Genomic DNA, 14,101 nt, shown 5'->3' on the forward strand with positions numbered 1-14,101 from the left:
CTAGAGGAGCTTTCTAGAGGGGTACGGCGGCCCACGAACGTGTGCCGGATTCATTGACATTATCACTGCTGTGCGCAACGGCGCAAGCCTCTGTCAGAGCAGGATGTAACTGCCGGCGAATTACAGGGCGTCCGTTGCTGGACGCCCACTCACTCAGGCGGCTGCGCCGCCCAGAGTCTTGTCGATCATCTGGGTCAGCTGGCCCTTGCCAACCGCTCCGATCTGGGTTGCGTGCACCTGCCCATTCTTGAACAGCAGCAGCATTGGGATCGAGCGCACGTGGTACTTGATAGCCAAAGCACGGTTCTGGTCCACATTGACCTTGGCAACCTTGAGTCGGCCCTGATATGTATCAGCCAGACTGTCCAGCACCGGGGCGATCATCTTGCACGGGCCACACCATTCGGCCCAGAAATCCACCAGAACCGGTTCGCTGGATTGCAGTACAGCTGTATCGAAGTCGGCATCGCCGACATGTTGAACCTTGTCGCTCACGTTGGGTCTCCTGGAAACCAAAACGGCCCACCCGAACAGGCAGGCCGCCACATTGCGTTAAACTGGGGCATTGCGCGACTGAATCAAGTATCAGTCCTGAAGCCGCGCTGTCCGCCACAATAGCCGCAGTTTGCGGCGCTGTCGGCATTGATGCAAGCCGCGCCCGGGCTGCTCAGGGCGCCTCACGAAGACGGAATAATGAGCGACAAACCGCTGACCGATTTGACCTTCTCCACGTTCGACCTGCATCCCGCGCTGATCGCCGGGCTGGAGAGCGCCGGGTTTACCCGGTGTACCCCGATCCAGGCGCTGACCTTGCCGGTTGCGCTGCCGGGCGGCGATGTGGCCGGCCAGGCCCAGACAGGTACCGGCAAGACCCTGGCGTTCCTGGTGGCGGTGATGAACCGCCTGCTGATTCGCTCGGCGTTGGCCGATCGCAAGCCGGAAGACCCCCGCGCGCTGATCCTGGCACCGACCCGCGAGCTGGCGATCCAGATCCACAAGGATGCCGTCAAGTTTGGCGCCGATCTGGGCCTGCGCTTTGCGCTGGTCTACGGCGGGGTGGACTACGACAAGCAGCGCGAGCTGCTGCAGCAAGGCGTGGACGTGATCATCGCCACCCCGGGCCGGCTGATCGACTACGTCAGGCAGCACAAAGTGGTCTCGCTGCACGCTTGCGAGATCTGCGTGCTGGACGAAGCCGATCGCATGTTCGATCTGGGCTTCATCAAGGACATCCGCTTTCTGCTGCGGCGCATGCCCGAGCGCGGCACCCGGCAAACGCTGCTGTTCTCGGCCACGCTCAGCCATCGCGTGCTGGAGCTGGCCTACGAGTACATGAACGAGCCGGAAAAGCTGGTGGTCGAAACCGAGACCATCACCGCTGCCCGCGTGCGCCAGCGCATCTATTTTCCATCCGACGAAGAAAAGCAGACACTGCTGCTGGGCCTGCTTTCGCGCAGTGAAGGCGCGCGCACCATGGTGTTCGTCAACACCAAGGCGTTCGTCGAGCGCGTGGCGCGCACCCTGGAGCGTCATGGATACCGGGTCGGCGTGCTGTCGGGCGATGTGCCGCAGAAGAAGCGCGAATCGTTGCTCAATCGCTTCCAGAAGGGCCAGTTGGAGATCCTGGTCGCCACCGACGTGGCGGCGCGGGGTCTGCACATCGACGGGGTCAAGTACGTCTACAACTACGATCTGCCGTTCGACGCAGAAGACTACGTGCACCGCATCGGCCGTACCGCACGCCTTGGCGAAGAGGGTGACGCGATCAGCTTCGCCTGCGAGCGTTATGCGATGAGTCTGCCGGACATCGAGGCTTATATCGAACAGAAGATTCCGGTCGAGCCGGTGACTTCCGAGTTGCTGACGCCGTTGCCGCGTGCGGCACGCGTGCCGGTGGAAGGCAAAGAGGTCGACGAAAATGAAGGCGAGAGCGTGGGCACGATCTTCCGCGAAGCGCGCGAGCAGCGAGCCGCCGAAGAGCAGCGTCGTGGCGGTGGTCGCGGTGGTCCGGGCAGCGCCTCGCACAGTGGCAGTGGCGGCGGTCGCCGGGATGGCGCCGATGGCAAGCCGCGTCCGCGTCGCAAGCCGCGTGTCCAAGGCCAAGCTCCGGCAACTGCCGCGCCGACCGAAACACCGATGGTTGCTGCAGCGGCGGCAGAGGCGCCTTCCACCAGCATCGTGGCCGATGTCGAACGCGCACCGCGCAAGCGTCGGCGGCGTCGCAACGGCCGCCCGATCGAAGGTGTCGAGCCGGTTGCCGCCACGCCGGTTGCAGAACCTGCCGCACCGCGCAAGCCGACCCAGGTGATCGCCAAGCCGGTGCGCGCCGCCGCCAAGCCGTCCGGCAGCCCATCGCTGTTGAGCCGCATCGGTCGCCGCCTGCGGTCGTTGGTCTCCCGGTAACTGACTGCGCGTGGACATCAATCGCATTGCCGGTCTTCGGCGATGCGACGTAAGCGTTGGCGCTCCGGCATAATCACTGGATGACCGTTCTGCGTTTTGACAACGTCAGCAAGCACTACGCCGGTGGCCACCAGGCGCTGACCGATGTCAGCTTCGAAGTGGCCGACGGTGAGATGCTGTTCGTGACCGGCCACTCAGGTGCCGGCAAAAGTACCTTGCTCAAATTGATCCACCTCAGCGAGCGGCCCAGCCAGGGCGAGGTGCTGCTGGGCGAACGCAACCTGTTGAAGGTGCGTGGCCGGCAGATTTCGCTGCATCGTCGTCAGGTGGGGGCGGTCTATCAGGACCACCGTTTGCTCAACGACCGCAGCATCGCCGAGAACCTGGCCTTGCCGTTGATCCTGCGCGGCACCCGCCGCGCCGAGATCGGCAAGCGTGTGCGTTCGGCATTGGAGCGGATCGGGCTGGCCCATCGCGAGAAAGCCTTGCCGTCGCAGTTGTCGGCTGGCGAGCAGCAGCGCGTGGGCATCGCCCGCGCCATCATCGGCGAACCGCGCTTGCTGGTGGCCGATGAGCCCACCGGTAACCTGGACCCGGCACTGGCAGCGGAAATCATGCAGTTATTTGCCGAACTGCCGGCACGCGGCACCAGCGTGCTGGTGGTCAGCCACGATCTGGCGCTGCTCAAGCAAATGCGCAAGCGCGTGCTGATTCTGGATCACGGCCGGCTGGTCGACGACATCTCGCCGCAGGATCTGGCCGAATGAACAAGCCCGCCAATACCGAAGCCATCGCACCGTCGCGGTTCGGCGTGTGGATCGACCACCACCTGCATAGCATCGCCTTCAGCCTGGGCCGCGCGATGCGCAAGCCATGGGCAACCTTGCTGACCATCGTGGTGATGGCCCTGGCGCTAGCCCTGCCGCTGGGGCTGTCGATCGCGCTGGACAACGTCAAGTTGCTGGCAGGCAGTGTGCAGCAGTCGCGAGAGATCAATCTGTTCTTGAAGGTCGATGTCGGCGCCGATGCGGCGCAGGCGCTGGCCGTTGAGCTGCGTGCGCGCCCGGACGTTGCCCAGGTTACGTTGCGCACGCCCGCGCAGAGGCTGGCCGAATTGCGCGAAAGCGCCAAGCTCGACGAAGCGATCGATGCGCTCGGCGACAATCCGTTGCCGACGTTGTTGATCGTCACTCCGACCGATGCCGCCCACGATGCGCAACTGGCCGGCGCGCTGCAGGCCTTGCCGCAGACCGACCAGGTGCAGCATGACGTGTTGTGGCGCAAGCGCCTGGACGGCTGGCTGCGTTTTGGCGAGCGGCTGGTGCAGGTGCTGTCTGCATTACTGGGCATCGGCGCAGTGCTGGTGGTCGGCAATACGGTGCGGCTGGATATTCAATCGCGACGCGAAGAAATTGGCGTGCTGCAATTGCTGGGGGCCAGCGATGGCTTCATTCGCCGCCCGTTTCTGTATCTGGGTGCGTGGTACGGGCTCGGTGCCGGCGCTGTTGCGCTCGCTCTGATTGCTGCCTCCGGGCTGGCGCTACGCGCGCCGTTGGCGATATTGGCCGATAGCTATGGCAGTTCCTTTACCCTCCACGGGCTGGATCTGCCGCATTCTGTGATGGTGCTGGTCGGCACCCTGGTCCTGGGTTGGCTGGGTGCCTGGCTGGTGACCGGCCATTTCCTTCGTCAGACCCGTCCCACCGAAACTTGATGCCTGCCATGCACCCATCAGATCTCAAGCACCTGATCAGCGCCGCGCCGCGCGTGATGGTGGTAGATGGCTCCAAGCTGGTGCGCAAGCTGATTGCCGATGTGTTGAAGCGTGATCTGCCGAACGTGCAGGTGATCGGGTGCTCCAGCATCGCCGAAGCACGCCAGGCGCTGGAAGCCGGTGCGGTGGATCTGGTGACGACCTCGCTGTCGCTGCCCGATGGCGATGGTTTGAAGCTGGCGCGCAGCGTGCGCGAAGCGGCGAGCCAGGCGTATGTTCCGGTGATCGTGGTCTCCGGCGATGCGCAACAGCACCTGATCGAGCGCCGCTTCACCGAGTACGTCACCGATTATTTCGACAAGGCGCTGGGTCATGAGGCCCTGGCGACCTTTATCCGCGGCTACGTGCAGCCCGAGCCGGTCGTCGGCGCGACCGTGCTCTACATCGAAGACAGTCGCGTGGTGGCCGAAGCGACCAAGCGCATGCTCGAGCGTCAACGCCTGAAAGTGGTGCACGTGCTCACCGCCGAAGACGCCTTCGCGCTGCTCACCGCCGAATCACTGGGCCGCACCGAGCGCCGCATCGACCTGGTACTGACCGACGTGACCCTGAAAGGCGAGCTCAACGGCCGCGACGTGGTCGAGCGTATCCGTATCGATTTCGCCTACGGCAAGCGCCGTCTGCCGGTATTGGTAATGACCGGCGACACCAATCCGCGCAACCAGTCCGAACTGCTGCGCGCTGGCGCCAACGATCTGGTGCAGAAACCGATCGAAGAGCGTCTATTGGTGACCAAGGTGTTGTTCCAGCTGCGCTTGGCGCGTCTTGAGGATCAGGCTGTCACGTTATGACCGAAGCGGAGGGGCGTATTCAGCTGGAACCGTCGTGGAAGGCGCGCGTGGGCGATTGGTTGCTGCGCCCGGAGATGCAGGAGTTATCGGGATTTTTGCGCCAGCGCAAGGCGGCTGGCGCGCGGGTGTTTCCGCCCGGTCCGCAGATCTTTGCCGCCTTCGATGCCACCCCGTTCGAGCAGGTCAAAGTGGTGATACTGGGCCAGGACCCGTATCACGGCCAAGGCCAGGCGCATGGGCTGTGCTTCTCGGTGTTGCCCGGCGTGCCGGTTCCGCCGTCGCTGCTCAACATCTATAAAGAGATTCAGGACGATTTGGGCATCGCGCGGCCGGATCACGGCTATCTGATGCCGTGGGCGCGTCAGGGCGTGCTGCTGCTCAATGCCGTGCTGACGGTGGAGCGGGGGCGTGCCGGAGCCCACCAGAACAAGGGCTGGGAAGGTTTCACTGAGCACGTCGTGGAAACCCTCAACCGTGAGCGCGAAGGAGTGGTGTTCCTGCTCTGGGGTAGTTACGCGCAGTCCAAGGGCAAGGTCATCGACCAGACGCGCCACCGCGTGTTAAAGGCGCCGCACCCGTCGCCGTTGTCGGCGCATCGCGGCTTTTTGGGCTGCCAGCATTTCTCCAAGACCAATGAGCATCTGCAGCGACGTGGGGTCAGCCCGATCGACTGGTCGCTGCCGCCGCGCAACGCCCTGGACACCACGTCGGCCGGTGGCTGAACGGAACAGGCGCAAGCCTGTTTCGCAACGAGTTGTCACGGTCTGCACAGGGCTGCGGTGGTAGTTTAGGTGTTGAATTCGGGAGCGATGCCGTAGAATGCCAGGGATGCAAAAAGTCCGAACGTCCTATAAGTGGAACGCTGGGAACTCTTTCTGTACCCGGCAGTCCAATAGTTCGACTGCTAAGATGGTGCCTATGAACCAGACTACCTCGACTGCCCTTGTGGCAAACAACTTGCCGATTCCCAGTGCGCTCGGTTCGCTGGACGCCTACATCGGTGCCGTGCACCAGATCCCGGTGCTGTCGGTCGATGAGGAACAGAATCTTGCCCGTCGCTTCCGCGATGAGCTGGATCTGGACGCCGCGCGCGAACTGGTCCATTCCCACCTGCGCTTCGTGGTGCACGTGGCCCGCGGCTACAACGGCTACGGCTTGCCGCTGGGCGATTTGATCCAGGAAGGCAATATCGGCCTGATGAAGGCGGTCAAGCGCTTCGATCCGGAAATGGGCGTGCGTCTGGTCAGCTTCGCAGTGCACTGGATTCGTGCCGAAATGCACGAGTTCATCCTGAAGAACTGGCGCATCGTCAAAGTCGCCACGACCAAGGCGCAGCGCAAGCTGTTTTTCAACCTGCGCAAGTCCAAGACGCGTCTGGGATGGCTCAATGCGTCTGAAGTTACCGCGGTCGCCAAGGATCTGAACGTCTCAGAACGTGAAGTGATGGAGATGGAGTCGCGTCTGTCCGGTCGCGATATCGGTTTCGATGCTTCGTCCGACGAAGATGATGATCACGGTCCGCCGTCACCGGTCAGCTATCTGGTAGCCAACGATGAAGACCCGTCGCAGGCTTACGAGCGTCACGACAGCGAAGACAACCAGTTGCAGCTGCTGCGCGAAGGCATGGCCGGTTTGGATACGCGCTCGCGCGACATCGTCAAGCGTCGCTGGTTGGATTCCGATTCCAAGGTGACGCTGCAGGAGCTGGCTGATGAATACGGTGTGTCGGCCGAGCGCATCCGCCAGATCGAGGCGAACGCGCTGAAGAAGATGAAGGCATTGTTTGTTGCCTGATCTCTTCGACCATGCGCCAGATGTTGCACAAACGGCCCGGATATCCGGGCCGTTTGCGTTTGTGGCGGTGGGCGCGGAGTCTATAAACGTCTGCTCCCTTGCCGATCTTGTTGCTGCGAATGAGAGCATATGCATTTACGCCATACGTGGACATTTCACTGGATCAAGTGCACTAACAAACCCCGCGCATCGCCCAGCAGACATGGCATCGGGCACTTACCCGACCAAGTAACGCTGCAGCTTCACTACTTCGGCGGCAGGCGCGCTACCGGCAGATGCCGGCCGTGGCGGATCGCCATAAGGCGCAGGCCGGAACATACGCTTGCGCCAGTCGCCTCTGTTTGGCAGCCGGCGCCACGCCCGGTACCGGGTGGCCGGGCACGCTCAGATCCTGCTCCACCAACACGCGTCCGGCTCTATCCAGCGGCACACCCAGCGTGCGCGCCAGCAGCCCAGACGACGGTGCGCGCGCCGGTACGAAGGTGGTAGCCGCTTGCGTCGATATGCGTGACCAGCGCCCCGATATGCACTTCCACGCCCAGGCTCTGCAGCTGCTTGCGCGCCTTGTCGGTGAGATCGTCCGGCAACGAGGTCAGCACACGTGGACCGACTCCGGCCAGACGCACGCGCGCTTGTCGTGGGTCGATGTGGCGGAATTCGTTCTTGAGCGGGTGGCGGGCGATTTTCGCACGTGTGCCTGTCAGTTCAACGCCGGTCGGGCCGCCTCCAACCGCTGCAGAACTCAGCCAGGCGGCACATGCTGCGAGGTCGGATTCGGCCTCGGCACGTTCGAAAGCGAGCGATAATTTGCGCCGCAGTACCAGCGCGTTATACGGCGTCTTCAGGCTCTGCATGTGTTCTGTCGTTGCTGAAATAGGCATGAGTGGCGCCGGTGGCCAGCAGCATGTCGTCGCCGAGCGTGTTGCCATCGGTCAGGACGACCGCGCGGCGCGTTGGTGCGATTTCGGCGACGTCGCCGAGCAGCACTTGGACATTGCGCTGCTCGCGCAGGATGTGCCGCAGCGGCGCGGCAATATCCGGCGCCGACAGGCCGGCGGTGGCGACTTGATATAGCAGCGGCCAGAACAATGGCGGTTCTGGCGGTCGATCAGGCTGATGCGGATGCCGGAATCGTCAAGCGCACGGGTCGCGCCCACCCGGCGGCTGTGCAGTAGTTTTGTTAGCCGCTCTTAATACAAATCGATCGGATCCACATCCAGCGACCAGCGCACGCGCCGCGCTTGCGGCAGCGTATAGATTGCCGGCAGTTGCGCATCGAGCAATCGGTGCAAGGCAGAGCGTTGTTGCGCGGACAACAACAATTGCGTGCGTTGAAAACCGGCGCGACGCGGCATTGGTGCCGGCATCGGGCCATAGCATTCCACTGCTGCAAACGCGGGCGATTCCGCGCTGGTGTCTGCGTTGGTCAAGCCACGCACCGCCATCAGGAACTGATTGGCCGCCGCCACATCCTTGGCTTCGGCGCGGAACAGCGCCAGATGCGCGGAAGGCGGAAAGCCGGCCGCCTCGCGCTGTTGCAGTTCGGCATCGGCAAAGGCGTGATAGCCGCCGTTGACCAGGGTCTGCAGCAAGGGGTGTTCGGGGTGATGGGTTTGCAGCCAGACCTCGCCCAGACGATCGGCACGTCCGGCGCGTCCTGCCACCTGGATCAATTGTTGGGAAAGTTTCTCCGCGGCGCGGAAGTCTGCCGAGAACAGACCTTCGTCGATGCCGACCACCACCACCATGGTCAGCCGCGGAAGGTCGTGGCCCTTGGCCAGGATCTGCGTGCCGACCAGGATGCCGGCTTCGGTGCCCAGGCGTGCCAGTTGGGTTTCCAGCGCATCGCGGCGCCGGGTGGTGCTGCGGTCGATGCGCACGACCGGAAAATCCGGGAATTCCTCGGTCAGGCGTTCTTCCAGCCGCTCGGTGCCGATGCCCTGCGGCTGCAGCGCCAGGCTGGCGCAAGCCGGACAGGCCACTGGTGCGGATTGGCGCGCGCCGCAGTGGTGGCATTGCAGGCGCCGACCACCGGCATGCACGGTCATCGAAGTCTGGTGCAGCGGCGTGCTGCAGCGCTGACAGGCGGCGGTCCAGCCGCAGTCGTGGCAGAGCAGCACCGGCGCATAGCCACGGCGATTCTTGAACACCAGCACCTGCTCGCCGCGCGCCAGGGTGGTGCCGATGCCGGCCAGTACCTCTGGCGACAGGCCGTCCTTGAGCGGGCGCTTGCGCACGTCGAGCACGCGCACGCGCGGCGGACGCGCTTCGCCGGCGCGGCGCGACAGGCGCAGATGCTGGAAGCGGCCGGAATACGCATTGTGCAGGCTTTCCAGCGATGGCGTGGCGCTGCCCAGGATGACCGGCACGTCCAGCGCCTTGCCGCGCACCAGCGCAAAGTCGCGCGCGTGATAACGGATGCCGTCCTGTTGCTTGTAGCTGCCGTCGTGCTCCTCGTCGATCACGATCAGCCCGGCGTTGGGCAGTGGGGTGAACACCGCCGAGCGCGTGCCAACGATCAGCTTGGCCTCGCCGCGCCAGGCCGCGGCCCAGACGCGGGCGCGTTCGCCATCGGACAGGCCCGAGTGCAGCGCGTGCACTGGCACCCCAAGCCGGGCGCGGAAGCGACCCAGCGTCTGCGGGGTCAGGCCGATTTCCGGCACCAGCACCAACGCCTGGCGTCCGGCGGCCAGGCAGTCTGCGATTGCTTGCAGGTAGACCTCGGTCTTGCCGCTGCCGGTGACGCCATCGAGCAGATAAGTGGCAAAGCCGCTGCGCGCGCGGATGGTGTCGGCGGCGGCCTGTTGTTCGTCGTTGAGCGGGGGGCCGCTGCTGGGCCGCGGGGCAATCGTATCGGGAGCCACTGCCACGCGTTCGGCATAGCCGCGCTTGACCAGGCTGCGCGCTGCCTCGCGCCACTGCGGCAGCAGCGGGTCCAGCTTGTCTTCGCCCACTGCAGCGGTCAATAGCAGCGATGCCAACAAGGCGGGTCGACTCCCCGCACGTAGGCTGGCCGCACCGGTACGGCCAGCCTCGGTGAGCTGCCATGCCCAGGCGTGGGTGTCGGCCAACGGCTCACCACGACGCAGCGGGCCGGGCAGTGCGCCGGCCTGTGCTTCGCCGAGCGGTGCGTGGGTGTAACGGGCAAGCCACTGCAGCGAGCGGTCCAGCTCGTCGACCAGCAGCGGCGCGGCATCGCACCACGCCAGCGCCTGCCGCAGGCCCTCGGCTGAGGCCAGTTGCCCAATCTCCACTACCACCCCAACCAATTCGCGCGGGCCGAGCGGCACTCGCACCCGGCAGCCGACCCGCGCCAGATCGGTCAGGGGGGCATCGGCCGGCGGCAGGTAGTCAAACAATTGGGGCAACGGCACCGGCAAGGCGACGCGCAGGGTGGCGACGGTCCAAGACATCCAACCAGTCTACCAACCCGTTCCAGCGCCAGGCAGCGAACCTCAGATCACCCCCAATCCGCGCGCGGGCCTACGGCGCGTTTCTGTGACCGGTGGGATAAATACGACCTAAACCTATGTGAGGGCTAAGGAAACCGGTTTATCCACATTGCCTGTGGATAAACCTGTGAATTAGTCTGGTGCTCCACGCTGTGACGATGGATTCTCCAGCCTCTGCAACCTCTTGGACATTTTTTAGCCAGCACGCATAAGTCTATTATAATATCAACAGCTTAAGCGTGAAACACAATTGCAACAAAGAAAAACCAGCAGTTGACAGACGCCTACTTATCGGTATGTCTGCCGCTGTGCACAACCTGCGCCGATGGCAGGCTCCGCTGGCGTTAGGGCGGAGCGGGGCGAGGTCGATCTGTCAAGCCATCGGCGGGGGGCAATCGCGTCGGTATCATGCCGGCCGATGCTGGAGTTCTCATGACCGTAGTCCCCGATGCCCCTGTGGCCCCTGCCGCGCTGTTGGCCTTCCTGCGCGGTGTCGAACGCCGGGGTCTGGTGCTCGCACAATTGCAAAGCGGCGATGTTGCCGCCGCCGAGCAGGCCTTGGCGGCTACCCTGCGCGCCTTCAACAGCCAAGCTGCGGGTCGGCCGATGGCCGTCTGGCCGATGCGCTTCTGGAGCCTGCTGGCTACCGCACCGCCGCTGCGCCGCGAGCCGATGCCGGGCACTTGGCTGCCTCCGTTCACCGCGTTGGGCCGGATGCAGACCGTTGACCGGCTGGCACTGCTGTTGCGAATCGTGGCAGGGTTGGAAGAGAACGCGGCAAGCGAGGTGCATGGCATCGACGTGGCGGTCTATCGCCAGTCGCTCGCCCGTGCCTGCCCGCGCGATGCAGCCGGCAACCCGGATGCGCAGGCCTGGCGGGTGCTGGCCGAAGCGGTGCAGTCGAAATTGCGCGATCTTACCCCTGCCCAGCTGACCCGGCTGAGTCAACTGCGCGACTCAGCGCTGGCCGGCATGCCGTTGCAGCCAGCAGCGGCTGTGGTTGTACCCACCGAGCCGAGGCAGCCGGCTGCCCCACGCATGCGCGCTGCGCGCCGAGAGCATTGGTCACGCGTCGACCGCCGCCACGCAGGCAACGTGCTGGGCGTGTTGGCGCTGACGCTGCTGCTTGCGGCACTCGGCTGGTGGTGGACCCATCGCCGGCCGGCACTGCCGCCTGAGCCGGTCTCGCAGGCGCCTGCAGGCGTCTTGCATGTGACCGACGCTGCGCCGGTGCTGGTGGAAGAGCTACCCGCGGCACACCGGCCGGATGCGCTGGCAGCGCCCGGCATGGATCCGCGCGACCAAGCGATGCTGGCCGACCCGGATCTGGAGCTGGCACGCGCGGCGGACTTCTACGCCTGGTACGCGGCCGGCCATCCAATGCCGGCCGACGAATCTGGCGCGCACGCCACTGTGGCCGATCAGCCTTCCGCCGCATTGGAGACGGTCGATGACGAAACTAATTAATTGGTGCGGGCTGCTGCTCGCGTTGGCCGGCAGTGCTGCCGCACAAACCTTGCCGACCCCATTGGAAGAAAGCGGTGCCGTTGCGTCTTCCGATGCGCCCATTCCGGCAACGCCGAGCGCCGCCCAGCAGCAAGCGCGTTGGGACGCATTGACGCCTGCGCAGCAGTCCGAGCTGCGCGCCCGCTATGCGGCCTGGAACGGGCTCACCGCCACCGATCGAGTGGTGTTGCGCCAGGCGCGCGAGCGCCTGCATGCCTTACCCGAGGATCAGCAGCGTGCGTTGCGCACGCAGTTCACCGCGATGGACCGATTACATCGCGATGGCTGGCGCCTGGGCTCACAGCTGGGCGCGTTCTATCCGCAGTTGCAGCCGTTGATCGGCTACGTGCCCGCTGCGCAGCGCGACAGCGTGCTGGCGGTGCTGCGCAGTCTGGATGCCGGGCAGCTGGAGCAGCTGGCGGTACTGGCACAACGCACACCGCCACAGGATCGCGATGCCTTGCGCGATGCCTTGCTGGCAGAAGCGCCGGCCACGCGCAGCATCTGGTTGAAGCGCCAGCTGGCGCGGTAGTCGGCAGCGGGGAACATCGCCGCTGCAAGAACGTGCTGCCGCAGCGGATCGCGTTCGACATCGATCCACGCATCGACCTCACGCAGTGACCTGATGATCTTCAACGTAGCTGTCTTCGGCACGATGCTCAGACGCACGCAACGCTTGAAGACGCGCCAGACTCCTCACCATCAGGAATGCGGCGGCAACCGTCACGACAAACAACTCCCCCCGCTCAAGCCAATGTATGTGAGGCCGGTGGCCAGCCAGGACTGCGCGTCCATGCGCCACCGCGTCGGCAGGCGCGTTTTCTTGCCCGCACGCGTGCAGGCGCAACAGGCTCTACCAGCGCACGACAAGGCCGCAGTCGGAAAGTACGCGTAAGATGGCGGGCCCGCGCGACCCGGTGCCAGCGCCTCCCGGCACGGCCGTAGTCCGCGCAGCGATCGGTTTTTCATGTCTGTTGCTTCTGTACCCTCGGCCGTGACGCCAAGCTTCGCCTCGGAAGTGCGCACCACCGGCTTGCTTGCGTTGCCGCTGGTGCTCGGCCACGTCTCCAGCGGACTGCTCGGGTTCGTCGACAATGTCATCGCCGGCCACCACGGCACTGCCACGTTGGCTGCGGTCACCATCGGCACCTCGCTGTTGTGGCTGCCGATGCTGGTGCCGATCGGCACGTTGATCTCGTTGACCGCCTCTGTCTCGCAACTGGTTGGCGCAGGTCGCGAGCGCGAGATCGGGCCGTTGTTCCGCCAGGCGATGTGGCTGTCGCTGGCGTTGGGCGCGGTGATGTTCGCCTTTCTGAGCGCAGTGCCGCCGCTGCTGCCCACATTCGGGATTGCGCCGGACATCGTGCCGGGTGCAACCGATTTTCTGCATGCAGTGCGCTGGGGCGGGCCGGCGCTGACATTCTACTTCTGCATGCGCTATCTCTGCGAAGGTATGCATTGGACATTGCCCACCATGTTGTTGGGCTTTGGCGGGTTGCTGGTGCTGGCGCCGCTGGGCTATGCGCTGACCTATGGCACGTTCGGGATTGCCGAGCATGGTGCGCAAGGGCTGGGCATGGCCTCGGCCATCACGATGTGGGTGCAGGCAAGCGTGTTTGCGCTGTACCTGCGGCGCTCGCGTCGCTTTGCCCATCTGGAGTTGTTCAATCATCTGGAAGGGCCGCGATGGCGCGCCATCGACGGTCTGTTGCGCACCGGTTTGCCGATCGGCATCACTGTGCTGATGGAAGGCGGCCTGTTCATTGTCACCGCCTTGTTGATCGGTCGGCTCGGCTCCACCGAAGCGGCCGCGCATCAGATTGCGATCAACGTCTCGCAGCTGTGTTTCATGATCCCGATGGGCGTGGCCGAAGCCACCACGGTGCGCGTCGGACATGCGGTAGGGTGCGGCGATCCGCTCGGCATGCGGCGTGCGGCATGGGCCGGTTACGCCATCGTGCTTGGCACGCAGGCGCTGTCGGCCAGCGTGCTGTTGCTGGGTCACGACGCCATTGTGAGTGTCTATACCGATGATGTGACGGTGGCCGCGTTGGCATCGGTGCTTTTGCTGTTCGCCGCCACGTTCCAGTTTCCCGACGGCATCCAGGTGCTCTCCAGCGGTGCGTTGCGTGGGCTCAAGGACACCCGCGTGCCGATGTTTTTGGCGATGTTTTCGTACTGGGGCGTGGGCATGCCGATCGGCGCAGGGCTTGGCCTGGGACTGGGTTGGGGACCGCAAGGCATGTGGATCGGCCTGATTCTGGGCCTGACCGTGGCGTCGATCCTGATGGGGCTGCGCTTCCGGCAGACCAGCCGGCGGCTGACTGCCACCGCGGCACCCTGACTTCCAGCGCATGCCGCTCACGCTGCGCAGCCGGTAT

General features: G+C 64.7%; 12 protein-coding genes and 1 pseudogene. 10 read left to right on the plus strand and 3 right to left on the minus strand.

The window, feature by feature from the left end:
- Nucleotides 1–153 precede the first annotated feature (153 nt).
- On the minus strand, nt 154–495 hold the full coding sequence (gene trxA, locus J5I97_RS00255; protein ID WP_208588301.1) for a thioredoxin TrxA: 342 nt from the start codon (nt 493–495) through the stop codon (nt 154–156).
- A 198-nt stretch (nt 496–693) separates the two neighbouring features.
- On the opposite strand from trxA, the gene rhlB reads away from it, so the two are divergent.
- From rhlB to rpoH, 6 genes are all read left to right on the plus strand, one after another.
- Nucleotides 694–2,403, plus strand: coding sequence for an ATP-dependent RNA helicase RhlB (gene rhlB / locus J5I97_RS00260; RefSeq protein WP_208588303.1), 1,710 nt, complete (start codon nt 694–696; stop codon nt 2,401–2,403).
- 80 nt (nt 2,404–2,483) lie between these two features.
- Nucleotides 2,484–3,170, plus strand: coding sequence for a cell division ATP-binding protein FtsE (gene ftsE / locus J5I97_RS00265; RefSeq protein ID WP_208588304.1), 687 nt, complete (start codon nt 2,484–2,486; stop codon nt 3,168–3,170).
- Nucleotides 3,167–4,117 carry a permease-like cell division protein FtsX gene (ftsX, locus tag J5I97_RS00270; RefSeq protein WP_208588305.1) on the plus strand — a complete coding sequence of 317 codons (951 nt, stop codon included), beginning with the start codon at nt 3,167–3,169 and terminating at the stop codon, nt 4,115–4,117. Before ftsE ends, ftsX begins: the two co-directional genes overlap by 4 nt.
- An 8-nt stretch (nt 4,118–4,125) precedes the next feature.
- Nucleotides 4,126–4,968, plus strand: coding sequence for a response regulator (locus J5I97_RS00275; protein ID WP_208588306.1), 843 nt, complete (start codon nt 4,126–4,128; stop codon nt 4,966–4,968).
- Nucleotides 4,965–5,690, plus strand: coding sequence for a uracil-DNA glycosylase (ung, locus tag J5I97_RS00280; protein WP_208588307.1), 726 nt, complete (start codon nt 4,965–4,967; stop codon nt 5,688–5,690). The genes J5I97_RS00275 and ung overlap by 4 nt, the downstream gene beginning before the upstream one ends.
- 196 nt (nt 5,691–5,886) lie before the next feature.
- On the plus strand, nt 5,887–6,762 hold the full coding sequence (gene rpoH / locus J5I97_RS00285) for an RNA polymerase sigma factor RpoH (protein ID WP_002803651.1): 876 nt from the start codon (nt 5,887–5,889) through the stop codon (nt 6,760–6,762).
- A 337-nt stretch (nt 6,763–7,099) separates the two neighbouring features.
- Here rpoH and J5I97_RS00290 read toward each other — a convergent pair.
- Nucleotides 7,100–7,934 (minus strand): annotated as a pseudogene (locus J5I97_RS00290) (NAD(P)/FAD-dependent oxidoreductase); the annotation flags it as partial.
- A gap of 18 nt (nt 7,935–7,952) precedes the next feature.
- Nucleotides 7,953–10,175: a primosomal protein N' gene (locus J5I97_RS00295; RefSeq protein ID WP_208588308.1), complete on the minus strand. Its 2,223-nt coding sequence runs from the start codon at nt 10,173–10,175 to the stop codon at nt 7,953–7,955.
- 471 nt (nt 10,176–10,646) lie between these two features.
- Between J5I97_RS00295 and J5I97_RS00300 the strand changes: the two genes are divergently transcribed.
- The 4 genes from J5I97_RS00300 (at nt 10,647) to J5I97_RS00315 (ending at nt 14,064) form a co-directional block, all read left to right on the plus strand.
- The gene (locus J5I97_RS00300; RefSeq protein ID WP_208588309.1) at nt 10,647–11,681 is read left to right on the plus strand and encodes a hypothetical protein; all 1,035 of its coding nucleotides are present in this window, start codon (nt 10,647–10,649) and stop codon (nt 11,679–11,681) included.
- Nucleotides 11,665–12,252, plus strand: a complete 588-nt coding sequence (locus J5I97_RS00305; RefSeq protein WP_208588310.1) for a DUF3106 domain-containing protein — start codon at nt 11,665–11,667, stop codon at nt 12,250–12,252. Before J5I97_RS00300 ends, J5I97_RS00305 begins: the two co-directional genes overlap by 17 nt.
- A 93-nt stretch (nt 12,253–12,345) precedes the next feature.
- A complete protein-coding gene (locus J5I97_RS00310; protein ID WP_208588313.1) occupies nt 12,346–12,615 on the plus strand; it encodes a hypothetical protein in 270 nt (89 codons plus the stop codon).
- 72 nt (nt 12,616–12,687) lie between these two features.
- A complete protein-coding gene (locus J5I97_RS00315; protein ID WP_208588315.1) occupies nt 12,688–14,064 on the plus strand; it encodes an MATE family efflux transporter in 1,377 nt (458 codons plus the stop codon).
- The last annotated feature ends 37 nt before the right edge of the window (nt 14,065–14,101 follow it).

Source organism: Xanthomonas fragariae, from assembly GCF_017603965.1.
Lineage (GTDB): Bacteria > Pseudomonadota > Gammaproteobacteria > Xanthomonadales > Xanthomonadaceae > Xanthomonas > Xanthomonas fragariae_A.